General features: G+C 70.6%; 29 protein-coding genes. 14 read left to right on the top strand and 15 right to left on the bottom strand.

What is annotated here, in order from left to right; all coding sequences use genetic code 11:
* Positions 1 to 131 precede the first annotated feature (131 nt).
* Entirely contained in the window at positions 132 to 398 is a 267-nt protein-coding gene (locus ABD844_RS37190) for a hypothetical protein (RefSeq protein ID WP_344888747.1), read from the bottom strand.
* A gap of 183 nt (positions 399 to 581) precedes the next feature.
* Between ABD844_RS37190 and ABD844_RS37185 the strand changes: the two genes are divergently transcribed.
* Both ABD844_RS37185 and ABD844_RS37180 read left to right on the top strand, forming a co-directional pair.
* Positions 582 to 764 carry a hypothetical protein gene (locus ABD844_RS37185; RefSeq protein WP_344888744.1) on the top strand — a complete coding sequence of 61 codons (183 nt, stop codon included), beginning with the start codon at positions 582 to 584 and terminating at the stop codon, positions 762 to 764.
* A gap of 7 nt (positions 765 to 771) precedes the next feature.
* Positions 772 to 1,386 carry a C40 family peptidase gene (locus ABD844_RS37180; protein ID WP_344888741.1) on the top strand — a complete coding sequence of 205 codons (615 nt, stop codon included), beginning with the start codon at positions 772 to 774 and terminating at the stop codon, positions 1,384 to 1,386.
* Positions 1,387 to 1,573: 187 nt separating this feature from the next.
* Here ABD844_RS37180 and ABD844_RS37175 read toward each other — a convergent pair whose 3' ends face one another.
* A complete protein-coding gene (locus tag ABD844_RS37175; RefSeq protein WP_344888739.1) occupies positions 1,574 to 1,840 on the bottom strand; it encodes a hypothetical protein in 267 nt (88 codons plus the stop codon).
* Positions 1,841 to 2,210: 370 nt separating this feature from the next.
* On the opposite strand from ABD844_RS37175, the gene ABD844_RS37170 reads away from it, so the two are divergent.
* A complete protein-coding gene (locus ABD844_RS37170) occupies positions 2,211 to 2,723 on the top strand; it encodes a hypothetical protein (protein ID WP_344888736.1) in 513 nt (170 codons plus the stop codon).
* Positions 2,724 to 2,800: 77 nt separating this feature from the next.
* On the opposite strand, the gene ABD844_RS37165 is transcribed toward ABD844_RS37170, so the two are convergent.
* Positions 2,801 to 3,280 (bottom strand): MarR family winged helix-turn-helix transcriptional regulator, encoded by a 480-nt coding sequence (locus ABD844_RS37165; RefSeq protein WP_344888733.1) that lies wholly within the window; start codon positions 3,278 to 3,280, stop codon positions 2,801 to 2,803.
* A gap of 60 nt (positions 3,281 to 3,340) precedes the next feature.
* Here ABD844_RS37165 and mads6 point away from each other — a divergent pair, with 60 nt between their 5' ends.
* Together mads6 and ABD844_RS37155 are read left to right on the top strand one after the other, a co-directional pair.
* The gene (mads6, locus tag ABD844_RS37160; protein ID WP_344888730.1) at positions 3,341 to 4,687 is read left to right on the top strand and encodes a methylation-associated defense system protein kinase MAD6; all 1,347 of its coding nucleotides are present in this window, start codon (positions 3,341 to 3,343) and stop codon (positions 4,685 to 4,687) included.
* Positions 4,684 to 4,974 (top strand): GNAT family N-acetyltransferase, encoded by a 291-nt coding sequence (locus ABD844_RS37155; RefSeq protein WP_344888727.1) that lies wholly within the window; start codon positions 4,684 to 4,686, stop codon positions 4,972 to 4,974. Before mads6 ends, ABD844_RS37155 begins: the two co-directional genes overlap by 4 nt.
* 16 nt (positions 4,975 to 4,990) lie before the next feature.
* Here ABD844_RS37155 and ABD844_RS37150 read toward each other — a convergent pair whose 3' ends face one another.
* On the bottom strand, positions 4,991 to 7,666 hold the full coding sequence (locus ABD844_RS37150; RefSeq protein ID WP_344888724.1) for an AfsR/SARP family transcriptional regulator: 2,676 nt from the start codon (positions 7,664 to 7,666) through the stop codon (positions 4,991 to 4,993).
* Between the two features lie 166 nt (positions 7,667 to 7,832).
* Between ABD844_RS37150 and ABD844_RS37145 the strand changes: the two genes are divergently transcribed.
* Positions 7,833 to 8,687 carry a M23 family metallopeptidase gene (locus ABD844_RS37145; RefSeq protein WP_344888721.1) on the top strand — a complete coding sequence of 285 codons (855 nt, stop codon included), beginning with the start codon at positions 7,833 to 7,835 and terminating at the stop codon, positions 8,685 to 8,687.
* A gap of 49 nt (positions 8,688 to 8,736) precedes the next feature.
* Here ABD844_RS37145 and ABD844_RS37140 read toward each other — a convergent pair whose 3' ends face one another.
* Positions 8,737 to 9,546: an FKBP-type peptidyl-prolyl cis-trans isomerase gene (locus tag ABD844_RS37140; protein WP_344888718.1), complete on the bottom strand. Its 810-nt coding sequence runs from the start codon at positions 9,544 to 9,546 to the stop codon at positions 8,737 to 8,739.
* A gap of 158 nt (positions 9,547 to 9,704) precedes the next feature.
* On the opposite strand from ABD844_RS37140, the gene ABD844_RS37135 reads away from it, so the two are divergent.
* Positions 9,705 to 10,751, top strand: a complete 1,047-nt coding sequence (locus ABD844_RS37135; RefSeq protein WP_344888715.1) for a DUF2293 domain-containing protein — start codon at positions 9,705 to 9,707, stop codon at positions 10,749 to 10,751.
* A gap of 170 nt (positions 10,752 to 10,921) precedes the next feature.
* Here ABD844_RS37135 and kynU read toward each other — a convergent pair whose 3' ends face one another.
* The 7 genes from kynU to ABD844_RS37100 are packed head-to-tail and all read right to left on the bottom strand — an operon-like array spanning position 10,922 to position 17,417.
* The gene (kynU, locus tag ABD844_RS37130) at positions 10,922 to 12,127 is read right to left on the bottom strand and encodes a kynureninase (protein ID WP_344888712.1); all 1,206 of its coding nucleotides are present in this window, start codon (positions 12,125 to 12,127) and stop codon (positions 10,922 to 10,924) included.
* A 3-nt stretch (positions 12,128 to 12,130) separates the two neighbouring features.
* Positions 12,131 to 13,282 carry an ABC transporter substrate-binding protein gene (locus tag ABD844_RS37125; protein WP_344888709.1) on the bottom strand — a complete coding sequence of 384 codons (1,152 nt, stop codon included), beginning with the start codon at positions 13,280 to 13,282 and terminating at the stop codon, positions 12,131 to 12,133.
* 15 nt (positions 13,283 to 13,297) lie between these two features.
* Complete coding sequence (locus ABD844_RS37120) at positions 13,298 to 14,266, bottom strand: amidohydrolase family protein (RefSeq protein ID WP_344888706.1); 969 nt, start codon at positions 14,264 to 14,266, stop codon at positions 13,298 to 13,300.
* Positions 14,266 to 14,781: a 3-hydroxyanthranilate 3,4-dioxygenase gene (locus ABD844_RS37115; RefSeq protein WP_344888703.1), complete on the bottom strand. Its 516-nt coding sequence runs from the start codon at positions 14,779 to 14,781 to the stop codon at positions 14,266 to 14,268. Before ABD844_RS37115 ends, ABD844_RS37120 begins: the two co-directional genes overlap by 1 nt.
* Positions 14,778 to 15,203 (bottom strand): RidA family protein, encoded by a 426-nt coding sequence (locus tag ABD844_RS37110; protein WP_344888699.1) that lies wholly within the window; start codon positions 15,201 to 15,203, stop codon positions 14,778 to 14,780. The genes ABD844_RS37115 and ABD844_RS37110 overlap by 4 nt, the downstream gene beginning before the upstream one ends.
* Entirely contained in the window at positions 15,200 to 16,015 is an 816-nt protein-coding gene (locus tag ABD844_RS37105; RefSeq protein ID WP_344888696.1) for a 2-keto-4-pentenoate hydratase, read from the bottom strand. Before ABD844_RS37105 ends, ABD844_RS37110 begins: the two co-directional genes overlap by 4 nt.
* On the bottom strand, positions 16,008 to 17,417 hold the full coding sequence (locus ABD844_RS37100) for an aldehyde dehydrogenase family protein (protein WP_344888693.1): 1,410 nt from the start codon (positions 17,415 to 17,417) through the stop codon (positions 16,008 to 16,010). Before ABD844_RS37100 ends, ABD844_RS37105 begins: the two co-directional genes overlap by 8 nt.
* Positions 17,418 to 17,590: 173 nt before the next feature.
* On the opposite strand from ABD844_RS37100, the gene ABD844_RS37095 reads away from it, so the two are divergent.
* The 5 genes from ABD844_RS37095 (at position 17,591) to ABD844_RS37075 (ending at position 20,928) form a co-directional block, all read left to right on the top strand.
* Positions 17,591 to 18,295 carry a dienelactone hydrolase family protein gene (locus ABD844_RS37095; protein ID WP_344888690.1) on the top strand — a complete coding sequence of 235 codons (705 nt, stop codon included), beginning with the start codon at positions 17,591 to 17,593 and terminating at the stop codon, positions 18,293 to 18,295.
* Positions 18,296 to 18,417: 122 nt separating this feature from the next.
* Entirely contained in the window at positions 18,418 to 18,894 is a 477-nt protein-coding gene (locus ABD844_RS37090; RefSeq protein ID WP_344888687.1) for a VanZ family protein, read from the top strand.
* Between the two features lie 152 nt (positions 18,895 to 19,046).
* Entirely contained in the window at positions 19,047 to 19,799 is a 753-nt protein-coding gene (locus tag ABD844_RS37085; RefSeq protein ID WP_344888685.1) for a GntR family transcriptional regulator, read from the top strand.
* A gap of 121 nt (positions 19,800 to 19,920) precedes the next feature.
* Positions 19,921 to 20,160 carry a hypothetical protein gene (locus ABD844_RS37080; RefSeq protein WP_344888682.1) on the top strand — a complete coding sequence of 80 codons (240 nt, stop codon included), beginning with the start codon at positions 19,921 to 19,923 and terminating at the stop codon, positions 20,158 to 20,160.
* Between the two features lie 198 nt (positions 20,161 to 20,358).
* Positions 20,359 to 20,928 (top strand): ASCH domain-containing protein, encoded by a 570-nt coding sequence (locus tag ABD844_RS37075; RefSeq protein WP_344888679.1) that lies wholly within the window; start codon positions 20,359 to 20,361, stop codon positions 20,926 to 20,928.
* A 69-nt stretch (positions 20,929 to 20,997) separates the two neighbouring features.
* Here the strand turns inward: ABD844_RS37075 and ABD844_RS37070 are convergent, their stop codons facing one another.
* Positions 20,998 to 21,981 (bottom strand): hypothetical protein, encoded by a 984-nt coding sequence (locus tag ABD844_RS37070; protein ID WP_344888677.1) that lies wholly within the window; start codon positions 21,979 to 21,981, stop codon positions 20,998 to 21,000.
* Between the two features lie 150 nt (positions 21,982 to 22,131).
* On the opposite strand from ABD844_RS37070, the gene ABD844_RS37065 reads away from it, so the two are divergent.
* Positions 22,132 to 22,653: a gamma carbonic anhydrase family protein gene (locus ABD844_RS37065; RefSeq protein WP_425568720.1), complete on the top strand. Its 522-nt coding sequence runs from the start codon at positions 22,132 to 22,134 to the stop codon at positions 22,651 to 22,653.
* Here ABD844_RS37065 and ABD844_RS37060 read toward each other — a convergent pair.
* A complete protein-coding gene (locus ABD844_RS37060) occupies positions 22,625 to 23,527 on the bottom strand; it encodes a DUF1349 domain-containing protein (protein ID WP_344888671.1) in 903 nt (300 codons plus the stop codon). The genes ABD844_RS37065 and ABD844_RS37060 overlap by 29 nt on opposite strands.
* 53 nt (positions 23,528 to 23,580) lie before the next feature.
* On the opposite strand from ABD844_RS37060, the gene ABD844_RS37055 reads away from it, so the two are divergent.
* The gene (locus ABD844_RS37055; protein ID WP_344888668.1) at positions 23,581 to 24,921 is read left to right on the top strand and encodes a hypothetical protein; all 1,341 of its coding nucleotides are present in this window, start codon (positions 23,581 to 23,583) and stop codon (positions 24,919 to 24,921) included.
* A gap of 511 nt (positions 24,922 to 25,432) precedes the next feature.
* On the opposite strand, the gene ABD844_RS37050 is transcribed toward ABD844_RS37055, so the two are convergent.
* Complete coding sequence (locus tag ABD844_RS37050) at positions 25,433 to 25,714, bottom strand: metal-sensitive transcriptional regulator (protein WP_080044376.1); 282 nt, start codon at positions 25,712 to 25,714, stop codon at positions 25,433 to 25,435.
* Positions 25,715 to 25,750 lie beyond the last annotated feature (36 nt).

Raw genomic sequence — 25,750 nt, 5'->3', positions numbered from 1 at the left:
GGCTCATCGCACCCGTGCGCCGGCCAGGGAGGCGCTCCGGCAAGGTGCCGCCACGAGGGGCCGTGGCTGCCGGAACGCCGTCACGCATGGCGTACGGGCCGGGGGCGGGGGGCCGCCGCTTCAGTGACCGATCAGTTGTTGTCGCCCGTGCCCTTCTCGTTGTTGAGGACGTCCAGGTTGATGTCCTGGAGGTGCGCCGCCGTGAGGACGTCGATGTACTTCACGGAGTCGTTGAGGACGTCGTTGAGCAGCGTGGCGTCGTCGAGGAGGCTGAACTGGCTCAGGATCTGCTTGTCCTTGTTGAGGGGGTTGGGGCCGACGTCGGCCGAAGCGCTCGTGGCGGAGAACCCGAACAGGCAGCCCGCGATCGCTGCACCGGCAAGAATGCGACGCATCATTTCTACTTCTCCTTCGTCGGAATCGGCGCGGGATGCGCGTCATCGTGAATCACTCGCACAGGGCTGCGAGATTCCAGGAATAACAATCCCGTGGGCCGTCGGCGGGTCGCAACCCGGCCGTGCTAAGTCGAAGTCAAATGCGCGCCCCAATTCCTTGGCCGGTGAATCCCTACTAGTCCGGATATGTCCGAGTGGTACGGATTTGCCGGGGAGGGCAAGACGGCATTTTTTCATCTTATGGCCATACGCGCTTCCCGCATGACCAAAGGGCGTTTTATCCCCATAGAGATGGAGGAAGATAAGCAGGAGAAACGTTCTGATGCGTGCCGCGGCGAGGCTGGGCGCGATGAGCCGAAGGAGCGCTGAATATGCCATGAATGGACTGAGGCCGCTGCTGGTAATAGCGTTGTCGATCGCGATTCCGGGCACGTCCCATTCCACCGCCGCGGCGGCCGTGAATGGCTGCGGCCCGCGGATTTGCGCCCCAGGTGTCCTCGCGCGCACCGCGGCCGGCGCCATCGCGGCGCGGGCGGCGCTGGAGATGATCGGGACACCGTACTCGTGGGGCGGGGGCGGGGTGCGGGGCCCCGGATACGGGATCGGGAAGGGGGCGAAGGTCTGGGGGTTCGACTGCTCGGGCCTGACGGAGTACGCGTGGGCGCGGGCGGGGGTGCTGATCGGCACGACCACGTACGAGCAGTGGCGTTCGGGGATCCGGATCGCCAAGGAACTCGTCCAGCCGGGGGACCTGGTCTTCTATGACAACGATCCGGCCACCGCCGGACCGGAACACGTGGGCGTGGTGGTGGACTCCACCCGGATGGTGCACGCGCCGTACACGGGGCAGCTTGTCCGGGTGGATCCGCTCGACCGGCGCACCTTCATGGGAGCGGTACGGCCGAGCGAGAGCGCGGCCAACGTCGATCCACCAGCGGAGGAGGGTGGGGGCTCGGCACACGATCGCGCGGCCCAGGTCGTCCTGCAGTGATCGACCCGAACCGCGCGACGTCGAGATCTCGGTGCGCACCGAGCCCGTGCCGCGGATTCGCGAAATTCCGCGGCCCGCTCTTTTCGGTTCACCTCAAGGCACCAGGAAGAGGATCTTGGCCGGGCGGGCTTCCGTCATTGTCCGGAAGCCGCCGATCAGCTTCCTGCCTACGCCACGTGAGGAGTCGTCAGTTGTTGTCGCCCGTGTCTTCCTCGTTGTTCAGGATGTCGGCGTCGATGTCGTTCAGGTGCAGCAGGGTGAGGATGTCGACGTACTTGACCGAGTCGTTGAGGACGTCGTTCAGTGCGGTCAGGTCGTCCAGGATGCTGAACTGGCTGAGGATGCTCTGACCGCTGTTGTGCGGGTTGGGACCGACGTCGGCCGAGGCTCCGGTGGCGGAGAAGCCGAGAGCGGCGGCCGCGATTGCTGCACCGGCCAGAATGCGACGGATCATGTTTGCTTTCCTCCATGGATCGGCGCGGAAAACCCGACGCCATAGTCGTTTGTGCAGGGCTGTGAGGTGCCGGAAATAACAATCGCGGCAGGCAGCGGGAACCGCAACTCAGAAAGCCCTAATGGAGGTCAAGGAGACACCTCGGTTTCTTGGCACTCGGTTTTGCCGCAGTTAACCGGCACCCGGGATATCGACCGCTCCGGCAAAGTTTCGAAGCAGATTTGTTTTGACTGGCCGCGAGAACTGCCGCGCGGCCGTTCACCGCCGTATTGGCAATGATCACCCGAAACTTGAGAATCGCCGGTACACCTCTCGGCGTACCCGGACGGCCCTCCCAGGGCGGACGTACGGGCCGAACAAAGCAGCGAGGATGGCCGCCGAGTTCCTTGATTTGGAGGTGAGCGGGATGCGTCCGCGTATCCGGAAGTCGATCGTGGTTATCCACGTCATCGCGTCGGTCGCGCTGCTCGGCGAGGTGTGGGGGCTGGTCGTGCTGAATACGTCGGCGGCCCTGACAAACGATCTGGAACTGGCGCACGCGGCGTATCGCTTGATGCCGCTGCTGGTGTTCGCCGGTGGGATACCGCTGAGCCTCACCGCATTGATCACCGGCATCGCCCTGGGGCTGAGCAGCCATTGGAGGCTGTTTCGCTATTACTGGACGGCGGGCAAGCTCGTACTCCTGGTGGCCGTGATCTGCGTCGGCATGTTCCTGTTCGATCCCGAGGGAATGGCCGCCGCGACGTCGGCCGGGCCGGCCGCCCCCGCGCTGCGGTGGGGGCAGGTGGCGGCGCTGGGCACGCAGATCGTCATGCTGCTGACGGCGACGACGCTGTCGGTCTTCAAACCCCGCCGCAGAATCCGGCCCGCGCCCGCGGCCTGAAACACGCCCGGGGCCCGTCCCGGGCGTACGCGGCAACAGACGGTCGATCACGCCCGGTCCCCGGCTGCCACGGGCGGCTATGGACGGCCGGTCTCCGGCTGCTGCGGGCGGCTATGGGGGGCGGTCAGCCGGTCGAGGGCCGTGGAGAGCCGTTGGAGCGCCTCCAGGCAGTCGCGCGCGCCCTCGGCCCCCAGCTCCCCCACCAGCCGGTCGGCGAACTCCCGGTGGACGGGGGCGATCTTGGTGATCGCCTCCCGTCCCGCGTCGGTGGGCCACAGCAGCTTGGCCCGCCGATGCGCCGGATTGGGACGGTATTCGGCCAGCCCCCGCTCCACCAGCAGGTCCGCGATCCGCTGCACCCCCTGACGCGTCATCCCCATGGCCCGCGCGATCCCGGCCACCGGCAGCGGCTCACCCACAACGGCCCCGAGCACCTGCCACCAGGCGGCCGTCACCCCCGCCGGGCGCGCCAGCCCCTCCGCCACGTGCAGGAACTGCCCGTTCAGCCGGAAAGCCCCCAGCACCAGCCCCGACAGCAGCTCGGCACTCTCACTCATGACAACACTTTGTCGTTACGACAACATGCTGTCAATGCAATACCGTGCGAGGATAGTCGCATGGCAGAGATCGTCGGCGGAGGACGTCCGATCAACGACGCCGAACGGCGCGTGATCGCCTTTCTGCGCGACCACGCGCCCGCCGACTGGCTGCTGCTGCACAACGTCGAGGTCCCACGCGGCAACGACGTCTTCGAGGTCGACCTCATCGTGCTGACCGGCCACTCGCTCGTGGTCGTCGACGTCAAGGGCACCCGGGGGCGCATCGAGGTGTCGGGCACGCGCTGGTTCCCGCCGCGCAGGGAGGCGTTCGGGTCGCCGGTGACCAAGCTGCGGGGCACCGCCAAGGCGCTCAAGGGCCTGCTGGTGTCGAGGGCCACCCAGCTCGAACGCGTCTACGTCGACAGCCTCGTCGTGCTCACCTCGCCCGACGCCTCGCTGGTCGACCCGGTCGGGCGCGACATCGTCAACGTCACCTACCTGCCCCGCCTGCTGGCCACGCTGAGCGACGTCTCGCGGGTCAGGCGCGGGTGCAGCCCCGACGTGCGGCCCTACCTGACCGCGATCCTCGACGCCCTCAACCAGACCGTACGCCGCAGCACGGCCCCGCCCCGGTTCGGCAACTGGGAGGTCGAGGAGCAGCTCGGCGGCGACTCCAAGGTGACCGAATACCGCGCGTTCAACGCCACGCTGCCGGGCAGCGAGACCGTGCTGCTGCGCGTCTACCAGGCCGACCCGCTGGCCGACCACGGCGCGCGGGCGGCCGAGCGGCACCGCATCGCCAACGCGTACCAGACGCTGGCCCGCATCCCGCCGCACCCGTGCGTGGTGCGCTCGCGCGACTTCTTCGCCATCGACGACGAGAGCCGGTTCGTGCTGGTGCTCGACGACGTGCACGGCGAGGCGCTGCACCTGGCGATGGGCAAGGGCGCCCCGCTGGGCGTGATCCAGGACCTGCTGCGCGGGCTGGCCCACGCCCACACCCACGGCGTGATCCACCGCGCGCTCACCCCGGCCTCCGTGCTGGTCACCGACGACGGGCACGCGGTGCTGACCGGGTTCGACTACGCCAAGCCGGGGCCACGCGACTACACCGTGGCCCACGAGCTGGGCAACGTGCTCGACGCCCACTACGTCGCGCCCGAGTGCCAGGAGCGCGCCGACCGCATGACGACCGCCTCCGACGTGTACGCCGCCGGCGCCATCGCCTACCAGCTCCTCACCGGCCAGCTCCCGACCAGCGGCGACGCCCAGGGCCCCGACGTGCCCGAGGTCGTCCGCCGCATGCTCGACCACTCCCCGGCCAAGCGCCCCACGGCAGAGCAGGCCCTTGAGGCGCTCAAGGACGTACCGCTCCAGGAGTCGAGGCTCAAGCGGCTCGTACGCCGCATAGTGTCCCGTTCATGACCGCCCTGCGCCCCGTCGAAGCAGACGATCTGCCCTTTCTCCACCGGCTCACCAGCGACCCCGGCAGCACGGGCGAGTTCCAGTGGTACGGGTTCCAGAACCCCCACCGGATGCGCGAGCGCTGGGACGACAACGGCATGCTGGGCGACGACGGCGGCATCCTGATCATCGCGGACGGCGGCGACCCGCTCGGCTTCGTGTCGTGGACCAGGCAGATCGCCAACCGCGGGTGCTGCGGGGCTGCGGGTTCCGGGCCGGCGAGTGGCGCGACGGCGTGCGCAGCATGATCCGCTCCGATCTGGCCTAGAGGCTTGAGCGCAGTGCGCTGGCGTGCCTGAGGTAGTCGAGGGCCAGCCCGGTACGCCCGGCCGAGCGGTGCAGCTCGCCCAGGAGCTGGATGGATGACGCCTCCCCACTGCGGTCGCCCAGTTCCTGGAAGATCTCCAGCGACCGTTCGAGCCCGCTCGACGCCCGGACCAGGTCGCCGCGGGCGGCCTGTAACCCGGCCAGGCTCTGCAGCGCGTACGCCCCGCAGTGCCGGTCACCCAGCGACTCGAAGATCTCCAGGGCGTGCCGGTGGAACGACATCGCCTGGTGCAGGTGGCCCATCTGGACGCACACGCAGCCCTCCCGGTGCGCGTCCCCCAGCTCCTGGGCCAGCCGCATGGCCTGGCCGAGCGACTCCGACGCCTGCGCCAGGTCGCCCGACTTCAGGCACACCCGGCCGATGGCCTGGCGGGCATAGGCCTCTCCTGGCCTGTCTCCGGTGGCCAGGAAGATCGCCAGGGCCTGCTTGAAGTGGCCGAGCGAGCGCGCGTGACGGCCGCGGAACTGGCTGACCGCCCCCAGGCCGCAGATCGAGATGGCCTTGGCCCGCCTGTCGCCCAGCTCGTGGAAGATCCGGCGGGATTGGGTGAAGCCCTCGGCGGACTCCTCGTACCGGTCCTGGTAGAGGGCCACCTGGGCCAGGCCCCTGAGCATGGCGGCCTCGCCGTACCGGTCGCCGGCGGCGCGGGCGGCGGCCAGGGCGGCCGTGTGCGTACGCCGCCACGTGCCGAGATGGCAGTGCAGGTCGAGGTAGGGCACCATCGCGGCGGCCAGCCCCCACGCGGACTCGGCCAGCCCGAGCCCCGCCGCCACCTCCACGGCGCCGGCCAGCGCCTCGTGCTCGGCCTCGAACCAGCCGGCCGGGTCGGAGGTCAGCCGTTCGAGCGTGTGGCCGGGCAGTGCCCGACGCGGCGCCCCGGTGGCGGTGAGGCTGAACACGGTGGTGGGTAACCGGGCCAGGACGTGCTCGGTGGTCGCGGTCCACGCGGCCAGCACGCGTCCGACGGCGGCCGGTCCGTCGGGGGCGCCCACGAGGCGGTCCACGGCGTGCCCGGCGATCAGGCCGGGCACCCGGTAGCGTGGCTGCCCGACCCGGTCGGTGCCGACCGACTCCAGCAGGTTGAGCTCCACGAGCAGATCCGTGACCTCGTCGGTGCCGGGCCGGCCGAGCGCCGCGTCGATCACCCATCCCGGCTGGGCGGGCGGCCCGAGCAGCCCCAGCGCGCCCAGGGCGCGGGCGGCGTCGGGCGGCAGGCCCGCGTACCCCTGGTCCAGGCAGACCCGTACGTCCCGCAGCTCGCCCAGCCAGTCGTCCGCCAGCCGTTGCCGCAGCACCGACAGCGACCACCCGGGCCGCGCGGCCAGACGGGTGCCCGCGTTTCTGACGGCCAGCGGCAGCCCGTCGCACGCGGCCACGATCGCCAGCGCCGCGTCCCGCTCGCGCGCCACCCGGTCGCCGCCCGCGATGCGGCCGAGCAGCGACAACGCCTCCTCCGTGGCGAGCCCGCCGAGCTGGACGCGTACCGCGCCGGGCAGCTCCGTGATGCGGCGGCGGCTGGTGACGAGCACGGCGCTGCCGTCGCCGGGCAGCAGCGGGCGCACCTGCGCGTGGTCGCGGGCGTCGTCGAGCAGCACCAGCATGGGCCGCTCGGCCAGCAGCGAGCGCAGCAGCGCCGAGCGCTCGGCCACCGTCGGCGGGGCGACCGCCACGCCCAGCGCCCGCAGCGCCTCGGCCAGCACGTCGCCCGGCTCCCGGTCGCCGAGCTCCAGGTAGAGCTGCCCGGCCGGGTACGCGGCGCGCAGCCCGTGCGCCACGTGCACGGCCAGCGCCGACTTGCCCGCCCCCGGCGGCCCCGAGATCACCGCCACGGCGAACGGCCTCCCGAGATCCGCCACGGCCTCGGCCCGGCCGGTGAAGTCGGGCAGGTCGGGCGGGAGCTGGCGGGGCACGACGGCCAACGTCTCGTCGGCGAGGATCAGCTCGTACGCGCCGCGCAGCTCGGCCCCCGGCTCGACGCCCAGCTCGTCCACGAGCCGGCAGCGGACGGCGGCGTAGGCGCGCAGGGCCTCGGCCTTCCTGCCGCCCCGGTGCAGGGTCAGCACCAGGCGGGCCCACAGGTCCTCCCGGTACGGGTGTTCGGCCAGCAGCCCGCGCAGCTCGCCGGCGGCGCCGTCGTGGTCGCCGACCGAGATCCGCCGCTCGATCAGCGCCTCGGCGGCACGCAGGCGTACCTCGTGGAGGGGTTCGAGACGGCGGTCCCAGACGGGGCTGCCGGGCAGGTCGCACAGGGGGGCGCCGCGCCACAGGGCCAGGGCCTCGGCGTACTGTCCCCGGTCGACCAGCTCCTCGAACGCCAGCAGGTCGAGCTCCTGGACGGTCACGTCGACCGCGTAGCCCGCGGGGTCGGACCGCAGCCGCTCGGCGCCCAGGTCGGAGCGGAGCGAGCTGACGTAGGTGCGCAGGTTGGCCTGCGCAGAGCGGGGCGGGCGGTGCGGCCAGAGCACCTCGGCCAGCCGGTCGGCGCCCACCACGCGCCCGGCGTCGAGCAGCAGCGTGGCCAGCAGCAGGCGCGGCTTCCTGCCGGAGATCCGGACGGGACGCCCATGTCGGCGGACCTCGAACGGCCCGAGCACGTGGAAGGTGACCGTCATCCGCATCAGCTCCTCTACAGAGGCCTGACAGCTCTTTGTATCGGTTCTGGACGATTCTTGTGCGGCTCACACGGACCCTGGTCTCAGAGATCCCACGGGAAAGGATCACCCGATGAAGCGCAGCGGAGCAATGGTCGCGGGCCTCGCATTGTTATTCGGCCTCGGCATGACCCCAGCCGCAGCGGCCGACCCGGAACCGGAGTCGCCACAGGCACAGATACTCGCGACGAACTTCCAGCTCCCCTTCCCCTGCGGCCAGTCGTGGACGGGAAACTCCAGCGCCAGCAGCGCGCACCAGTCGTGGGAGATCGACTTCAACCGGGGCAGCACCGCGGACGCCGACCTCGGCGACCCCGTGGTGGCCGCCGCCTCGGGCACGGTGGCCATCTCCGCGCACCAGGGCTCGGTGAACGGCTACGGCAACCTCGTCAAGATCGACCACGGGGGCGGCTGGACCACGTACTACGCCCATCTGAACACCCGCTCGGTCAGCGCCGGGCAGTCGGTCTCCCAGGGCCAGCAGATCGGCACGGTCGGCAAGACCAGCAAGCCGGGCAACAACATCTCGCCTCACCTCCACTACGAGGTACGGCTGGGCACCAGCTATCCGTCCAACGTCCAGAAGGCCGTCTTCAACGGCGTCACCTTCGGCTACCCGGAGCAGACGCTGACCTCGCGGAACTGCGGCGGCTCCACCAACCCGTACACGCCGCAGGAGGTCTGCGGGTCGGGCTACAGCGTGATCGACTCGGCGGCGCTCGGCAGTGAGGGCACCGTCTACCTGCTCTTCAACAGTGCCAACGGCAACAACTGCGTCACGACGCTGAAGTCGAAGTCCCTCGGCACCGCCACCGCGACCAGCGCCTATCTGGAGGTGCAGGGCACCGCGAGAAAGACGGACTCGGGCAACTTCGGCTACTACGCGGGCCCGGTCGTCGCCCAGGCGTCAGGCACGTGCGTCAAGTGGGGCGGCAAGGCCGGCGCAGCCGTCTACGACAGCCCGCTCGAGCACTGCGGCTGACGCTCCCTGAGAGAACGAACGAGGCCGGGCGGCGACAGGGCCGCCCGGCCTACGTGCGCGTGATCGTGTCGAGGATGTCGATGAGGTAGAGCATCGGCCGCTCCCCGGGGGACGACGGCACCGCCACCCGGCTCCCGACCCGCCGCCCGGTCAGCGCGGCGAGCCACGCCGCCGGCACGGCCCCCTCCTCCAGCGTGAACGCGCTGGGCCCGCCCCTGCGGTACGAGGAGTCCACGACGGTCCTCGACGGCCAGGACGCGGCCACGTACTGGATGACCACCTTCGATCCGGCCACGACCACCGGCCCCGACCCGTCGATCAGGGTGCGCGGCGGCGTGGCGGGCGCGAGGTCGGCCGGGATCGCCGGCAGCGTACGCCCGACCAGCCGGGCGTCGGGCGGATAGCCGCCCAGGATGTCGAACACGACCACCATGGTGTCCGCGGGCGAGACCCCGGCCGGCAGCGCGTTCGGCCCGAGTGCCTCGGCGGCCTGCCCGACCAGCATGACCCGGCTGCCCGCGGGCCGCCCGATGAGCGACTGCCGCCAGGTCTCCGACACCTGCCTGCCGTCGAAGACCACGGTGGTGGGCTGGTGACCGTCGTGGGTGCTCATGTACGGCCGGTTGCCCGACCAGCGCCGGATGTCGACGTCGGCGAGGACCACGTCGCCGGGCACCGTACGCCGCCCGTGGCCCACCGACAACACCGTGATCTGCGGCGTACGCCCTGGTTGGCCCTTGGGGATGGAGACGATCGGCTTGCTGCCGAACCTCCCCGTGACGACGGGCCGCGTCGTACCCTCCTCCGCCAGGCCGCACGAGGCGGCGAGCATGAGGAGGGCGGGCCAGAACAGACGCACGTTTCCTCCAGGTCCGAATCCGAAGGAGTCCTTGCCGCAAGTGACAAAAGGAAAGCCTCGGCCCCCGCCATCTCACGACAAACTTGGAACGTGAGGCAGCGAAGCAAGCGAACCGTCCGGCCCGGCAGGATCTTCACGACGACGGCGGGGGTGGTCCTGTGAGCAAACCCGGTCTGGCCCGCAGGGTCGCGGAGGTGGCCGAGGTCGCGCTGACCACCCGCAAATACGTGACGTTCATCGACGTGGTGACCGGCCTGCGCTGGCTGCACTCCAGGCACGTGGACCTCTGGCGGCAGGGCAGGGCGACGACGCTGGCCGAGCTGGCGGCGGTCGACGAGGACCGCCTGCTCACCACCGCCGGACTGCTGCGCGACTGGGCGCGGGCCAAGGGGCTCAACCCGGTGGACACCCCCTACGTGGCCGGCACCCGCGACCGCCGCGAGCTGCGCTTCACGGCCGGGCACGCGCAGGAGCCGTTCCGGATCCACTGGCTCTCCCCCGACCTGAGCGAGGCCAGGGTACGGCGGCTCACCGAGGCGCAGAGCAAGGCGCCCGACCTGGTGGCGGTGGCCCCGCTGGACGCCTGGACGTGCGCGTCGTGCGGCGACACCGGCCCTTACCTGATCATGGAGGACGACCAGCCGCACTGCCTGACCTGCGCGGACCTGGACCACCTGGTGTTCCTGCCGTCGGGGAACGCGGCGCTCAGCCGCCGCGCCAAGCAGGAGAGCGGCCTGTCCGCGGTGGTGGTGCGGTTCAACCGGCGGCGCAAGGTCTACCAGCGCCAGGGCCTGCTGGTGGAGGAGGCCGCGCTGGCCGCGGCCGAGGAGCGCTGCCTGGCCGACGAGGAGGTACGGCTACGCCGCCGCGAACGCGACAGCGTCCGCAGGGCCGAGCAGGACGTCGAGTTCCAGGCCAGGATGGCGGCCGAGATCGCCAGGCTGTTCCCCGGCTGCCCCGAGCCGCGCGTCCGGGAGATCGCCGAGCACGCGGGCCAGCGCGGCAGCGGCCGGGTGGGCCGGTCGGCGGCGGCCAGGGCGCTCGACGAGAACGCCATCACGCTCGCCGTGATCGCCTCGATCCGGCACCTCGACACCGACTACGACCGCCTGCTGATGGCGGGGGTCCCGAGGATGGAGGCCCGCGACCGGATCAGGGACCGGATCGAGCACCGGCTCCAGGAGTTCCGCACCGCCCGCGGCTGAGAAGGAAGCCACCCGGGCCGTCTCGGCGACGACCTCAGCGTGACGGCCCCAAGCGACGACCTCAGCGTGACGGCCCCAAGCGACGACCTCAGCGTGACGGGCTCAGGTGACGACCTCAGCGTGACGGCCCCAAGCGACGACCTCAGCGTGACGGGCTCAGCGTGACGGCCTCAGGTGACGGCCAGGCGGGTGGCGTACTGCCCGTCCTTCCACAGCTCCTTGTCCAGCACCTCCAGCAGCGTGGTGGCGGCGTCGTGCACGTCGGCGTAGCGGATGTAGAGCGGCGCGAAGCCGAAGCGCAGGATGTCGGGCGCCCGGAAGTCCCCGTGCACGCCGTGGTCGATCAGCGCCCGCATCACCGGATAGCCGTCGGGGTGGCGCAGGCTGACCTGGCTGCCCCTGGCGGCCGGGTCCGCGGGCGAGGCCAGCTCCAGCCTGTCGCCCACGAGGTCGACGAAGAGCGCGGTCAGGGCCATGCTCTTGGCCCGTACCAGCGGCATCGGCACCCGTTCCCAGATGTCCAGCGCCGCCTCCAGCGCCGCGAACGACAGCACGTGCGGCGTGCTGACCGCGAACCGCCTGACGCCCTCGGCCGGACGGAACCCTGGCTCGAACGCGAACGGCTCGGCGTGGCCGTGCCAGCCGGACAGGACGTTCTCGGCGGCGGCCTGGTGGCGCGGGTTGACGTAGAGGAAGGCGGGCGCGCCGGGCCCGGCGTTCAGGTACTTGTAGGTGCATCCGACGGCGAAGTCCGCCGCCGAGACGTCCACCTCCATGGCGCCCACGCTGTGGCACAGGTCCCACACGATGAGCGCGCCGGCCGCGTGCGCCGCGGCGGTGACCGCGGGCACGTCCTGGCGGGCCCCGGTGCGGTAGTCGACCTCAGACAGCAACACCACGGCCGCGTCGTCGAAGCGTCCCTCGGCCAGGTCGCGCACCTCGTAGCCGCGCTCAGGGCCGCCGAGCAGCCCGGCCAGCCCCTGCACCATGTAGTGGTCGGTGGGGAAGTTGCGCGCGTCGGAGACGATCACCCGGCGCTCGGGCCGCAGCTTGAGCGCCGCCGCCACTGCCTGGAAGACCGCGATCGAGGTCGTGTTGCCCACCACGACCTGGCCGGGGCCGGCGCCGATCAGCGGGGCCAGCCGGTCGCCGGTGGTGAGCGGCTGGTCGTACCAGCCGGAGTGGTTCCAGCCGCCGACGAGGTGCCTGCCCCACTCGTCCTCGACCGTCCGCCGCACCCGCTCCGCGGTACGGCGCGGTAACGCGCCGAGTGAGTTACCGACGAGGTAGATCACCCCGTCGGGCAGCACGAACTCGTCCCTGAAGGCACGCAGGGGATCCTCGGCGTCGAGGGCGAGGCACTGGTCGCGGTCCAAAGGTCACTCCCGTCGTGGAGGGATGGTGGCTATTATCCGGTTTACGCCATTCTGGTAGTGGCGGGCATACCAGTTCTGCACCGGATTGTGCTCGGCGTCCAGCCGGAACGTGCCACGCGGCCCCGCCAGCTCGCCCACCTCGCCCAGCCGACGCGTCAGGTCGCCGCCCCTGGACAGCGCCGCGTCGATGAGGCGCAGGGCGTCCCAGCCCTGCAGCGCGACCGCGGACGGGTTCGCGCCGGTCTTGGCCCGCCACCGGGCGACGAAGGCGGCGTTGTCCGGGTTGTCCAGCGCGGGCGAGTACATGCCGACGCTCGTGATGCCCTCGGCGTCGGGCCCGACGGCCCGCAGCACGTCCTCGTCCGTGAGGCTCATGCAGCCCAGCAGCTCGATCCTGGCGTCGTAGCCGAGCTGCTTGTACGCCCTGGCGAACGCGACCGCCTCCCCGCCCGCGTAGAAGGCGTACAGGAGCCGGGCCTGCGGCGGGATCTGCGCGAAGTACGGCTCCAGGTCCGTGATCGTGCCGGGCGGCGTGAGGATGCGCTTGAGCGGCTCGGCCCCGTAGCCCTCGGCGAAGCCCCTGAGGGTCTCGATGCCGGCCGCCTGGTCGGGGGCCATGAGCACCACGCCCGCAGGGCCGTACCGTTCCGCGGCGTAGCGGCCGGCGGCCTGGCCCTGCTCGTGGTCGGTGTAGGAGACCCGGAAGACGTTCTGGCCGCCCAGCTCGCCGGCGCCGGCGCCCGCGACCACGACGGGCGTCGGGCCCGCCCCGACGATGCCCGGCGGCGGCCGGTCCGCCTCCTCCGCCACCGCCACCGCGACGGGCGAGGCGATCAGCCCGGTGAGCACGCTCACGCCCTCTTCGTCGACGAGCCTGCGAGCCGCCTCGCGCCCCTGCTCGGGGTTGCCCGCGTCGTCGGCCACGACCAGCTCGGCCGGCCGGCCGCCCAGCCGCCCGCCGTGGTCACCGAGGTAGAGGCGCATGGCGGTCTCCATGTCGTCGCCGAGCACGGCGTACACGCCGGTCTGCGAGATGATCGCGCCGATCCTGACCGGCAGCCCGTCCTGGCCGGACGGCGGCACCGACCCACCGCATCCCGCGGCCATCAGCACCGCCAGCCCGACCACGGGCGCCCCAAGCACGCGCAGGCGCATGGGGAGGCTCCCTTCTCAGCCCAGGAACGCCTCGGCGTTGCCCGCGAGCAGCTTGGCGCGAGCCGTACCGGACAGGAAACCGGCGTGCCGGATCAGATCACCCGAGGGTGACTCACCCAGCGGATAGGGAAAGTCGCTGCCGAGCATCACGTGGTCCTCCCCGAGAGTGTCGACGAGCAGCCGCAGCGCGCGCTCGTCGAAGACGGCAGAGTCGACGCTGAACCTGCCGAGGTAGTGGGACGGCGGCCGTTCGGAGACGCCGACCAGGTCGTGCCTGCGGTGCCAGGCGTTCTCTAATCGGCCGAGCCAGAAGGCGAACGAGCCGCCGCCGTGCGCGAAGCAGATCCGCAGGGTGTCCGGCACGCGGTCGAACACGCCGCCGAGGATCATGGCCAGGATCGACAGGTGCGTCTCGGCCGGCATCCCGACCAGCCACTGCGCCATCCACCGCTCGACGCGCGGGCCCGCGGGCAGGTCCCAAGGGTGCACGAAGACGGGAACGTTCCTTTCCGCGCAGTGCTGGAGGAACTCCACGACACCGGGGTCGTCGAGGTCGCGGTCGCCGACGTGGTTGCCGATCTCCACGCCCCGGTGCCCACCGTCCAGGCAGCGGTCCAGCTCGGCGCAGGCCAGGCCGGGGTCCTGCAGCGGCACCTGGCAGAACGGGATCAGCCGCTCGTCGCGGCACAGCTCCAGCGCCAGGTCGTTGAAGACCCGCGCGATCCGTAAGCCCTGCGCGGCCGGCCGGTCGTAGCCGAAGAAGACCGGCGTGGGCGAGACCACCTGCCGGTCCACGCCGTCGGCGGCCATCCGCGCGAGCCGGACCTCCGGGTCCCAGCAGTCATCCTGGACACGGCGGAAGTCCCGGTCGTTGACGAGGATCATCGCCTCGCGCTCCGACTCGACCCTCAGCCTGGGCGCCCCGGGCCAGCCCAGCTCGGGCCAGCCCTTGGGCACGTAGTGCGTGTGGACGTCGATGACCATCAGCCCTTGCCAGGGTGCAGCGCGCCGCATCGGCCGCAGGTGCGGGCGCTCTCGTCGGCGTAGAACGCCTCGAAGACCGGCGGCAGGTCCTTGACGATGTCGCGGACCTGGAGCTCGACCTCGTGCACGAGGCCGCCGCACTCCGCGCAGTACCACTGGAACCTCTCCAGCTCGCCCTCGGGCCGGATGCGCTCGACCACCAGGCCCACCGACCCGGCCTCCGGCCGCTGCGGCGAGTGCGGCACGCGCGGCGGCAGCAGCCACATCTGGCCCTCGCGGATGTGCACGGTCCCGGGGCCGTCCTCGGTGACGACATTGACGTGCATGTTGCCGCGTACCTGGTAGAACAGCTCCTCGTACGGGTCCACGTGGAAGTCGGTCCTGGAGTTGGGCCCGCCGACCACCATGACGATGAAGTCGTTCGCCCCCTCGAAGACCACCTTGTTGCCCACGGGCGGCTTGAGCAGGTGGGCGTGCTCGTCGATCCACTTGGTGAAGTCAATGGGGGGAATCATGATCGCTCCTGTGGGTGGTAGGCGACGGCTTGCATCTCGATGAGGAGGTGGGGATGCGGGAGCTGGTGCACCGCGACCGTGGTCCTGGTGGGCCCCTCCTCGTCGAAGAACTCCGCGTAGACCTCGTTATAGCCCCTGAAGTCATTCATGTTCACGAGATACGTGGTGATCTGGACGAGGTCGGCCAGCGAGCCGCCCGCGGCCTTGAGGATGTCGCCGATGTTCTCGATGACCGCCCTGGTCTGGGCGCGGATGTCCAGGTTCGTGGCGCCGTACTTGTCGACCTCGACGCCCACGAACGTGTCGTCGGGCCTGCGGCAACTCGTACCCGAGACGTACAGGAAGTCGCCGGCCCGCTTGACGTGTGGGAACCGCCCTCGCGGGGTGGCCTTGCCCGGCACCCGGATGCCCCTGGGTCTCACTTGCCGAACACCGCCCGTACGGAGCCCAGACCCTCGATCCGCGCCTCGAAGACGTCGCCGGGCTCGACGGGCGCCACCGGCCCGAGCGCGCCCGTCAGCACCACGTCACCGGCCCGCAGCGCGTGCTCGGAATGCCCGAGCCGGGTGGCGAGCCAGACGGCGGCGTTGAGCGGGTGGCCCAGGCACGCCTCTCCCGAGCCGGTCGAGACCTCCTGCCCGCCCTGCCCGCCCTGCCCGCCGCGCGTCATCGTCATCCCGGCGGCCCGCAGGTCGAGCCCGCGCAGCGACACCGGTGTGCCGCCCAGCACGAACGCCCCGGCCGAGGCGTTGTCGGCGATCGTGTCGGCCAGCGTGATGTCCCAGTCGAGGATCCGCGAGTCGGCGATCTCGACGGCCGGCAGGACGAAGTCGACCGCCCTGATCACGTCGGCCACCGTGAAGGGCCCGCCCAGCAGGTCCGCGCCGAACACGAGCGCGATCTCGGCCTCGACCTTCGGCTGCAGGAACCGGTCGAGCGGGATCGGCAGCCCGTCGCTGTAGGACATGTCCGCGAAGAGCATGCCGAAGTCGGGCTGGTCGATGCCCAGTTGCTGCTGTATCAGCGGGTTCGTGAGGCCGATCTTCCTGCCGACCGGCCGCCGGCCCGCGCCGAGCGCCCGCCTCGTGTGGATCTCCTGTACGGCGTACCCGTCGGCCGCCGTGCTGACCAGGTCCCTGATCGGTGCGCATGGCCGCCCCGTACGAGCCGCCTCGGCCAGCCGGTCCGCGGCCTGGGCGCGGGCGTCCACTGCTTGGGACCACTCGTCATGCATCGGGTTGCTCCAGTTTGATGGTGATCGTGGTGGGTTCTGAGTAGAAGTCGAGCGACCGCGTGCCGCCCTCGCGACCGATTCCCGACAGTTTCACACCGCCGAACGGAGTACGCAGGTCGCGCAGATACCAGGTGTTGACCCAGACGAGCCCGGCCTCCAGGCGCTGGGCCACCCGGTGGGCGCGGTCGAGGTTGGTCGTCCACAGCGTGGCGGCCAGGCCGTACTGGCTGCCGTTGGCCAGGTCGATCGCCTCGGCCTCGCTGTCGAACGGGGCGACGTGGCACACGGGACCGAAGATCTCCTCCCTGTTGAACCTTGACCACTCCGACAAGCCTGTCACTACTGTCGGTTCCACGAAATATCCGGAATCGCGGTGATCGCCGAACACCGGGACGCTGCCGCCCGTGAGCACCTTGGCTCCCTCCGAGCGGGCCAAGGCGTAGTAGGAGAGCACCTTCTCGCGGTGTTCGGCGGAGATCATGGGCTGGAGCTGGATCTCCTGGGCGCGCACGGCCAGGCGGGCGCAGAAGTCCTCGAAGATCGAGCGCTGGACGTACATCCGCTCGGTGCACAGGCACACCTGGCCGCCGTTGGTGAAGACCGACTTCACCGTGCCCTCCACGGCCCGGTCGACGTCGCAGTCGTCGAAGACCAGGCCCGCGTTCTTGCCGCCCAGCTCGAACGAGATCGGCTTGACCCGGTCGGCCACCGTCCGCATGATCGTCGTGCCGGTCTTCGTGGACCCGGTGAACGTCACGGCGTCGACCCCGGGGTGCTCCACCAGGAGCTGGCCGGAGGCGCCGTACCCGAGGATGATGTTGACCACGCCGGGCGGGAGGCCCGCCTCGGCGCAGATCTCGGCGAACACGGAGGCCGAGCCGGGCGTGTGCTCCGACGGCTTGACGACGACGGTGTTCCCGGAGACGAGGGCGGGCGCGAGCTTCCAGGTCATCAGCAGGAACGGCAGGTTCCACGGGACGATCACCGCGACCACGCCGAGCGGCCTGCGTACGGTGTAGCTGAGCGTCCCCGACAGGTGGAAGGCGTCGTCGGGGCGCTGGGCGGCGATCTCGGCGAAGGCGCGGAAGTTCGCGATGCCACGGGGGATGTCGAGCGTACGCGTCTGGTCGAGCGGCTTGCCCGTGTCGGCGATCTCGGCCGCCACCAGGTCGTCGAAGCGGGCCTCGATGCCCTCGGCCAGGCGCCGCATCCACCCGGCGCGCTCGCCGACGGGCAGCGCCGCCCAGTCGCGGGCCGCCTCCCTGGCCGCGCGCACCGCGCGGTCGACCACCTCGGGATCGGCCTCGTGCGCCTGCCTGACCATCGCGCCCGTCGCCGGGTCGTGCACCGGGAAGACCTTTCCCGAGGCCACCGGCTGGCCACCGATGAAATGGGTCAGCACAACACTCTCCTCATCTCTCCCTCGCCTCTCGGTACAGGTTCGCCGTGCCGCTCGGAGACAACGCCGCTTGGAGACAACGCCGCTCGGGGACAACACAGTGTTTTGGGACACGGAACCCCCGATCGCATCGTCTCGCCGGAACGCGGCGCGCGCCATGCGCGATGCTGGTGGACATGCAGACCCGAACAGACCGAATCACTGCCCATGGCGGCTCCTTCGACGTACAGGTGTGGCTCCCCGACGCGGGGAGCGGGCCTGGCGTCCTCCTGGTCCAGGAGATCTACGGCGTGGGCCCCTACATCGAGAAGGTGGCCCTCGACCTGGCCTCCCGTGGTTACGTGGTGGCCGCGCCCGACCTGTTCTGGCGCCTGCAGCCGCACTGGAAGGGCGAGCACACGCCCGAGGGCACGACCGCCTCGATCGAGTTGGCGCAGGGCTTCGACCTGGCGCAGGGCGTGGCCGACTGCGCGCTGACGGTGGACCACCTGCGCTCGCTGCCGGAGGTGAGCGGCGGCGTGGGGACGCTCGGCTTCTGCCTGGGCGGCTCGGTCGGCTACATGCTGGCCACGCAGATCGAGCTGGAGGCGGTGCTGTCCTTCTACGGCTCGGCAGTGCCCGACGCGACCGGGCTGATGGACCGCATCGACGCGCCGCTCCTGCTGGTCTTCGGCGGCAGCGACCCCTTCATCACGCGCGATCGGGTGGCCGTGGTCGAGCGGGCCGCCGAGGGCAGGGCGAACGTGGTCATGCACGTCGAGGAGAAGGCCGGGCACGCCTTCCACAACAGCGAGGCGCCGATGTTCCACCAGCCGGAGGCTGCGGAGCGTACATGGGAGGTGGCGCTGGCCTTCCTGGAGGAGCATCTGCCGACCCGATAAGACCTGTCCGGACAGACATCTTCCAGTACCCCGGGGTCAATCGCCATCATGAGCAGATGTCGCGGACGTGGGAATTATGGGGAAACGTCATTATTGCTGGCAGCTTTGCACTCCTCCTGTGCTTGCCGGCAATCTTGCTCCTCTCGCGCCACCGCGCTCGCGCCGGGCACCCGGCGCCCCTGCGCACCTCGATCGGCGACATCGGCATCGTGGTGGGGACCGCCCCCTGGCTGTGGATGATCCTCACGCCCTCGGACGGCGCCGGCGGGGTCGGGCCGGTGCCGTTCGCCGACCTCCTCGACCTGCTCAACGCGCCGCCGGAGGCGGTGTTGGTGCAGGTCGGGGGCAATCTCCTGGTGTTCGCGGCGCTGGGGGCGCTGCTGCCCGTACGCAGTCGGGCGATGTCCTCGACGGCCCGGGTTGCGGCCGTCGCGGCGGCATTTTCGGTCGTGGTCGAGGTGCTCCAGTACGTACTCCGTCTGGGCCGTTTCTCCTCCGTGGACGACGTCCTCCTCAACACGGCAGGTGCCGTGATCTTCGCTTTGGTTACTCGCCGCTGGTGGGCCGGACGGATACCGGTCGAGGCCGTTCCGCGATAACGGACCGCTAAAACATCGCCGAATTCACCACTCGGGCACGATCCTCTCAAAATCAGCCCGCGACCATCCCATCCTTCTGTGCGATCGTGGACAAGACGGGGCAAGTTCTCTGGAGACGCCACAACCTGGTTGGTGACAGAGGGTGATCAAAGTTGTCTGAATCCCCGGTACCCCACGAACCCCCTATCTATCGCCGCATCGCCGACGGCCTCCGCGCCCGGATTCTGTCCGGCGAACTGCGCGACGGGGACCGACTACCGGGCGAGAACGCGCTTATGGCCGAATACGCAATCGCACGAGCCACCGCCAGGCAGGCGCTTGCCGTACTGATCAACGAAGGGCTGGCGGTGCCCAAACGAGGTTCGGGGGTTTACGTGCGGCTGTTCAAACCGATACGCAGGCACGGCTCACGCCGCCTGTCACGAGAGCAGTGGGGTCAGGGCAGGGCCATCTGGGACGCCGACACCCGGGGCCGGCCCTTCACCGTGGACCGGGTGGAGGTGGCGTTGGAGCGAGCCGCGGAGGAGGTGGCGGCCGTACTCGAGAGCGGCGAGGTGTGGGTGCGCCGCCGCCGCTACTCGGTGGACTCCAGACCCGTGCAACTGGCCACCTCCTACTTCCCCGCCCACCTGGTGGAGGGCAGCGCGATCACGCTCGCCGACACCGGGCCCGGCGGCGTCTACGCCAGGCTCGGCGACCTGGGCCTGCCTCCCGCCCACTTCACCGAGGAGGTACGCGCCCGCATGCCGGGGCCGCGCGAGAGCGGGCTGCTCGACCTGCCGGGGGGAACCCCGGTGATCGTGATCGCGCGGATCGCGTACACGTCGGGCGGGCTGCCGGTCGAGGTCAACGAGATGGTGCTGGACTCGGCGGCGTATGTACTCCAGTACGACTTCGACGCGTGATTCAAGGCGATCTGTCAAGCGATAGGTTGACCTGTCCGTCACGATCATTGATTTCTCTAGAGAGGTGCCGCATCGTCTAAGGAGATGGAACCTCGCAGGGGTCCTGGAAAGGTGGACGCAGATGCCCTTCGACCGGCATCTTGCCGAGATAGCCCGGGAGTACCCCCACTGGACCATCTGGCGGAGCGACGCGGGCCGCTGGTGGGCCACGAGACACCATCCGCTCAGCGCGGCGCAGCGCGCGGCCGGATGTGCGATGACCATCGACGCGGACGACCCGGACGGCCTGCGCGACCAGCTCCGGGACCAGGAAAGACGGGCCGACGAGCAGCACCCGTGGCAGACCGGCCCAGCACCTTGAATGAGGCGGGTGGTGGAGCGTTCCGCCACCCGCCGACACGAGCAGCCCGGTGCCGGGTCCAGCGTCTCGGCGGCCCCGGCACCGGGCCACCAACTTGGGAGGGGCCACGAACGCGGAAGCCTCCGACCCTATCGGGGGCGGGGGCTTCCGCTCAGCGATGCGTACGGATGCGTACAACAGCTGCGTACAGTCGTGGGCATGTTGTTCGAGCGACGGCTGCGCGAGGGCATCGCCGACGGGTCCATCACCCTCGCCTTCAGACGCTGGAAGCGCGCCCAGGTCACGACGGGCGGGCACTACCGGATGGGCGGCGGCCCGATGGCCGAGGTGCTCTCGGTCGAGGTGACCTCGGCGGACGACGTGACCGAGGAGCAGGCCAGGGCGGCGGGCTACGCCGACCGCGCCGCCCTCCTGGCCGACCTCGACGCGCGGGGCTCCGACCCGATCCACCGCGTGGAGCTGCGGCTGCTCGACGGGCCGGATCCGCGTGACGCGCTGGCGGCCACCGCCGACCTGACGCCCGGCGACGTGGCCGCCCTCACCCGGCGGCTGGACCGGATGGGGCCCTGGGCCGTGCCCGCGCTGGAGCTGATCGCGCGCCGGCCGGGGGTACGCGCCGGGGACCTGGCGCCGGAGGTGGGGCAGGAGACGATCCGGTTCAAGGCGAACGTCCGCAGGCTCAAGGCGCTCGGCCTGACGATCAGCCTCGACACCGGCTACCGCCTCTCGCCCAGGGGCGAGGCGTACCTGACGGCCCGCCTCGCCTGACGGCGACCTGCTCCGCTCACGCTGCCTGCCCGTACGCTGCCTGCCCGTACGCCGCGGACAGCGTGCTGCCTACTTGTGCGCCTCCGACAGCCGGACGATGTGCACGTCGGTGTCGTCGGAGGTGCCCGCGGGAGCGACGCCGGGCGGTGTGGGCTCCTGCTGCGGCCCCTCCTCCTCGACGATGATCCGTACGTCGTCCTGTGGGTCCTGGGGCGCCGGGACCGTGGCGGCCTCCTCAGGCAGCAGCGGACCCGCGTTCGACTCGCTGCGCATGAGGTCGCCGAGCACCGAGCCGATCTCCGTCAACCGCCGCACCACCTCGGTGTGGGTGTTGGTCAGGTATTCCACCCTGCGCCCCGCCTGCTCGTCGAGGGCCGCGGTGCGCTGGTTGGCGGCGGCGAGCATCGAGTCGGACTCGTTGCGTGCCGCCGTCACGACCTGCTCGGCCTGGGCCGCGGCCGACTGCACGAGCTGCTCCGACTCCGTACGGGCCACGCCGAGCAGCCGCTCGGCCTCGGCCCGCGCCTCCTTCAGCGTGTCGTCGGCCTCGGTGCGGGCGGCGGTGAGCTGCTCCTCGGCGTCGCTGCCCGCCTGGGCCAGCATGCCCTCGGCGGCCTGCGTGGCCTCGCTCACCCGCCGCTCGGCCTCGGCCTGGGCGGAGGTGAGGATCTTGTCGGAGGTCTCTCGGGAGGATGACATCAGGCGGTCGGCCTCGGACTTGGCCGCGTCGCGCACGCTGGCGGCCTCGGCCTCGGCGTCCTCGCGCTTGGCCGCGGCCTCCTCCTCGCCGAGGCGGAGGATCTGGGCGAGGCGGGGGCTGAGGTCCTCGTAGCTCTGGGGCGTCTCGACCATGCGCCGCCGGGCCTCGGCCAGCTCGACGCGGCCCTGCTCGGCCTGCTCGATGGCCCGCGCCAGCCGCTCCTCCAGATCTCTGATCTGGTTACGGGTGCGGATCATGTAGTCGTGGACCTGGCGGCGGTTGTAGCCGCGCATCACGACTTCGAAGGTGTCCTCTTGCATCAGGTCGGGAATGCTCTCGTGCTGGTTCATCATGGGGGTTACCTAAGGCTGGTTTGCGTGAGGCGGGGGAAAACTGCGGTTGGTGAGGATCTGGCGACGGGACGTCAGGAAACGACTTTCCTGCCATCTGCCCACGTCCGCAACCCGAACGCCATACCCCGAGCTGGAATTACGATGTCTCGAATGTACATAGCAGCGTTGGACAACGGGGCAATCCCGGACATACACCCCGAGGCGTTCGTGGCGCCGGGCGCCGTGGTGGTCGGCAACGTACGGGTGGGCCGGGCGTCCAGCATCTGGTACGGCTCCGTTCTGCGCGGGGACGACGAGCGGATCGAGATCGGCCAGGAGTGCAACGTACAGGATCTTTCCTGTCTGCATTCCGACCCGGGCGAGCCCGCGATCCTGGAAGACCGCGTCAGCCTGGGCCACAAGGCGATGGTCCACGGCGCCCACGTGGAGTCGGGCGCGCTGATCGGCATCGGGGCGATCGTGCTGGGCGGCGCCCGCGTCGGAGCGGGCACGCTGGTCGCCGCCGGCGCGCTCGTCGGCCCCGGCAAGAAGATCCCCGCGGGCGTGCTCGTCGCGGGCGTGCCCGGCAAGATCGTACGCGAGCTCACCGACGACGACCGCGACTCCTTCGCCCGCACGCCGGACGGCTACATGGCCAAGGCGCTCAGGCACCGGCAGGCGTCATCGCTTTGATCAGCACCTCGTCCGAGACCGACGCGGTGTTGAGCGGATCGGCGTACTCCGGCAGCTCCGGCCTGAGGAACCGGACGAAGTCGACCGTCAGCTCAAGGTCGGGTGTGCCCCTGACCTGCTTGGCGTTGCCCTTGGCCGCGTCCTGCTTGAGCGTGCTGTAGCTGTCCCAGTCGGTGTAGGCCGTCACGCCCCACTGGAGCACGTCGGGGAGCGTGGACGGCCAGCGCCGGCCCACCTTCCACGCGCCGCCGTCCGCCTTGTAGAGCGCCACGAACACGCGGCCCACCCGGGCCAGGGCCAGCTCCACCCAGCCGTTCTCGACGGCCAGCTCCTGCGGCTTGGAGCTGCCGTCCTGGGTGTACTTCACCTCGACCTGGCCGCTCTTGTCGCCGGTGCCGGTGGTGATCGACACCCAATTGGGCCTGGCGTACGAGTTGGGCTGGCGGGCCATCAGGCCCCCGAGCGAGAACTTCCGCTTGGGCTTCCCGCCGCGCCTGCCCTCGGCCTTGACCCTGGCGTGCATGAGGATGTCGCCGGCCAGTTCCTGGTACACGAAGGGCCCGCGGAAGCCGTCGAACCAGGCCGAGGTGTTGGGCTCCAGATAGAGCGAGCCCTTCACGGTCTTGTTCACGTCGAGCTTGGTGATCCTGTCGACGTCCTTCTCGGTCTGGCTGAGCCTGGTCCACATGGTCAGGTCGGCCGCGTCGTCGAACTCGGTGGAGGCCTCGCCCACCTCCCCACCGGGCGTGGGCGGAACGGCGTTCTGTAGCGTGAGTACGCCGGGGCCGGAGGGCGTCGGCCGCGCCGACATAGCCGTACCGCAACCGGAGAGCACGCTCACGACCGCCAACGACCCTGCCACCTTCGCCCTCATAGCGGACATTCTGCCGTGAAATGCCGATGGATGATCCGAATGACCCCAGTACGATGACCGCCGTGCCACCCTGGGACGCGTTCACCGCCACCGAGGCGCAAGTCCGCGCCATGGTGGCGGACCCGCGCTGGCAAGGGCTTTCCCTGCCCGATCGCGCCCACGTCCTGGCCGCCAGAATTCTTGTGACCCCAGATGGCGACCGGTGGCTCTTCGGTGCGCACGCGCGCTGGCACCTGTACGACCCGGCCGACGGCCGCTGGCACCTCGCCCCGCCGCCCCGGGGCACGCGAGCCCGTGAGGTCGGCCACGCCGCCGCGGCGCTGCCCGACGCCGTCGTGCCGGACGGATACGACTTCCACGCCGAGCCGGGCTCCACACAGTCGTTCATCGGTCCCGACGTGCCGGAGGTCCTCACCGAGCAGATCAGGTCGCTGGTGCGGTCGAGCGGGCGCAAGTCGGAGCTGGACTACCCGCTGACGGCGTTCGACGAGATCTTCGGCGCCGACGTCCCGAGCACGGTGGCGGCCGTCTGGGGGACGATCATGTGGTGCGCGTACGCGCCCGCCTTCGACGGCAACGAGCGGCTGATCACGATCTTCGGCGAATACCTGCGCCGCTCGCTGCCCGGCGACGAGTGGGTGCGCTGGCTGCCCGCGCCGCCGCTGCGCGACCTCGTCACGCTCGTGGCCGAACGCCTACGGGCGGGGCGCTCGCGGGAGGCGCTCAGGCTGGCGGCCGTCATGGCCGACACGGCGCAGATCCTGCTCCTCGACACCCGCTTCAGGCCGCGGGCGCTGGCTCTGCTCACGATGGTCGAGCCGGTGCTGCGCCGGCCGGGGCTCGACGACCCGTACGAGGACGACGAGGCGGTGCGGCGGGCGTGGCTGGAGCGCTGCCCCGCGCGCCTGTGCCGGGCCCTGCTGGTCGAGAACGACCCCGGGGCGCATTTCTCCCACACCGTGTACGACCTGGTGGACGCGCTGTCCTTCACGCCCGGCCCGAGGGAGGCGGCGGCCACGTTCCTGGCGGACCTGTCCGACTCCAAGGGGGCGCTGCCGGAGCGGCTGGACCACCGGCTGCGGATGGCGTACGACGAGTTGCACCGCGCCGGGCTCACCGGCACCTCTGCCGCCGAGTCGACGCAGCCCGAGGGCTTCGCGGTCCGTACGGGCGGCGTCTCCGTCGCGCCCGCGCCAGTGGTCGAGCCGGTGGTCGAAGTGGCGCCGCCGGACAGGGGGAGCGCGGCGGCGGTGCTGGGGGCCGCGTACGCCATGGGGCTGGCGTGGGGCCGGGTGTCGGGGGCCAGGGTGCCGCAGCGGGGCCTGGCGGGGCAGGCGGCGCTCGTACGCAGGATCGTCCACGAACGCGACGACCATCACTCAGGTCACACGTAAACCATTAATAACGATATTTCATCCTTACTCCTCCTATATCGTTCTAACACTTCAGATAACAGTGCATTCGCTGAATTGTGATCTCGGATTGGGGAAATGATCCCCCTGGGGCCCCCGAGGCGCCGAAAGGAATGACTCCGATGGGCCATGTCGCCGGAAGGGCCTCAGCCGTAACCTCGTAGAGGGTGTGGGCTGCGGAAGGAAGGACGACGCGGTGGGGCACGATGACCTGGACTCTCGGGTCCACGACCGTGTCGCGTTGGACGAGATTGCGCTCTACGCCGAGGTGCTCACCGCCGTGGCTGTCAGCGAGCGGCGGCTGACCTTGGACGAACTCGACGACGCGCTCGGATTGCGGACTTCGGCGAGCCGCTGAAGGACTAACACGATTACTAGCCCCGGGGACCTAGTTCCCGGGGTTTCACATAACTAGTCAATCCGCGGACGGGCTATCCGACTTACGGATGAGAGCCTCATGGGCGACCCCGCGAGGAGCGCGGGCGGCGTTCCGCTAGGAACGCACGAGCCGCGCGATGGCCGCCGAGGCTTCCTTCACCTTCGCCTCGGCCTCGGGCCCGCCGGTGTTGATCGCATCGGCCACGCAGTGCGAGATGTGCTCCTCCAGCAGCCCCAGCGCCACCGCCTGCAGCGCCCGGGTCGCCGCGGAGACCTGGGTCAGCACGTCGATGCAGTAGGCGTCGTCATCGACCATGCGCTGCAGCCCTCTGATCTGCCCCTCGATTCGCCGCAGACGCGTGAGATAAGCCTGCTTGTCTCCGCTGTACCCATGCATGCTTCTACGGTACCCGTATTAGGTATGGCCGGCCGC

The sequence above is a fragment of the Nonomuraea antimicrobica genome (genome assembly GCF_039536965.1).
In the GTDB taxonomy this organism is placed as follows: domain Bacteria; phylum Actinomycetota; class Actinomycetes; order Streptosporangiales; family Streptosporangiaceae; genus Nonomuraea; species Nonomuraea antimicrobica.
This window is presented reverse-complemented; position numbering and strand designations above follow the sequence as displayed.

Excerpts from the sequence above, each read along its gene's own strand:
- ABD844_RS37190 (WP_344888747.1), bottom strand. The coding sequence starts at position 398 with ATGATGCGTCGCATTCTTGCCGGTGCAGCGATCGCGGGCTGCCTGTTC.
- ABD844_RS37185 (WP_344888744.1), top strand. The coding sequence starts at position 582 with ATGTCCGAGTGGTACGGATTTGCCGGGGAGGGCAAGACGGCATTTTTT.
- ABD844_RS37180 (WP_344888741.1), top strand. The coding sequence starts at position 772 with ATGAATGGACTGAGGCCGCTGCTGGTAATAGCGTTGTCGATCGCGATT.
- ABD844_RS37175 (WP_344888739.1), bottom strand. The coding sequence starts at position 1,840 with ATGATCCGTCGCATTCTGGCCGGTGCAGCAATCGCGGCCGCCGCTCTC.
- ABD844_RS37170 (WP_344888736.1), top strand. The coding sequence starts at position 2,211 with ATGGCCGCCGAGTTCCTTGATTTGGAGGTGAGCGGGATGCGTCCGCGT.
- ABD844_RS37165 (WP_344888733.1), bottom strand. The coding sequence starts at position 3,280 with ATGAGTGAGAGTGCCGAGCTGCTGTCGGGGCTGGTGCTGGGGGCTTTC.
- mads6 (WP_344888730.1), top strand. The coding sequence starts at position 3,341 with ATGGCAGAGATCGTCGGCGGAGGACGTCCGATCAACGACGCCGAACGG.
- ABD844_RS37155 (WP_344888727.1), top strand. The coding sequence starts at position 4,684 with ATGACCGCCCTGCGCCCCGTCGAAGCAGACGATCTGCCCTTTCTCCAC.
- ABD844_RS37150 (WP_344888724.1), bottom strand. The coding sequence starts at position 7,666 with ATGACGGTCACCTTCCACGTGCTCGGGCCGTTCGAGGTCCGCCGACAT.
- ABD844_RS37145 (WP_344888721.1), top strand. The coding sequence starts at position 7,833 with ATGACCCCAGCCGCAGCGGCCGACCCGGAACCGGAGTCGCCACAGGCA.
- ABD844_RS37125 (WP_344888709.1), bottom strand. The coding sequence starts at position 13,282 with ATGCGCCTGCGCGTGCTTGGGGCGCCCGTGGTCGGGCTGGCGGTGCTG.
- ABD844_RS37120 (WP_344888706.1), bottom strand. The coding sequence starts at position 14,266 with ATGGTCATCGACGTCCACACGCACTACGTGCCCAAGGGCTGGCCCGAG.
- ABD844_RS37115 (WP_344888703.1), bottom strand. The coding sequence starts at position 14,781 with ATGATTCCCCCCATTGACTTCACCAAGTGGATCGACGAGCACGCCCAC.
- ABD844_RS37105 (WP_344888696.1), bottom strand. The coding sequence starts at position 16,015 with ATGCATGACGAGTGGTCCCAAGCAGTGGACGCCCGCGCCCAGGCCGCG.
- ABD844_RS37095 (WP_344888690.1), top strand. The coding sequence starts at position 17,591 with ATGCAGACCCGAACAGACCGAATCACTGCCCATGGCGGCTCCTTCGAC.
- ABD844_RS37080 (WP_344888682.1), top strand. The coding sequence starts at position 19,921 with ATGCCCTTCGACCGGCATCTTGCCGAGATAGCCCGGGAGTACCCCCAC.
- ABD844_RS37075 (WP_344888679.1), top strand. The coding sequence starts at position 20,359 with ATGTTGTTCGAGCGACGGCTGCGCGAGGGCATCGCCGACGGGTCCATC.
- ABD844_RS37070 (WP_344888677.1), bottom strand. The coding sequence starts at position 21,981 with ATGATGAACCAGCACGAGAGCATTCCCGACCTGATGCAAGAGGACACC.
- ABD844_RS37065 (WP_425568720.1), top strand. The coding sequence starts at position 22,132 with ATGTACATAGCAGCGTTGGACAACGGGGCAATCCCGGACATACACCCC.
- ABD844_RS37060 (WP_344888671.1), bottom strand. The coding sequence starts at position 23,527 with ATGAGGGCGAAGGTGGCAGGGTCGTTGGCGGTCGTGAGCGTGCTCTCC.
- ABD844_RS37055 (WP_344888668.1), top strand. The coding sequence starts at position 23,581 with ATGACCGCCGTGCCACCCTGGGACGCGTTCACCGCCACCGAGGCGCAA.
- ABD844_RS37050 (WP_080044376.1), bottom strand. The coding sequence starts at position 25,714 with ATGCATGGGTACAGCGGAGACAAGCAGGCTTATCTCACGCGTCTGCGG.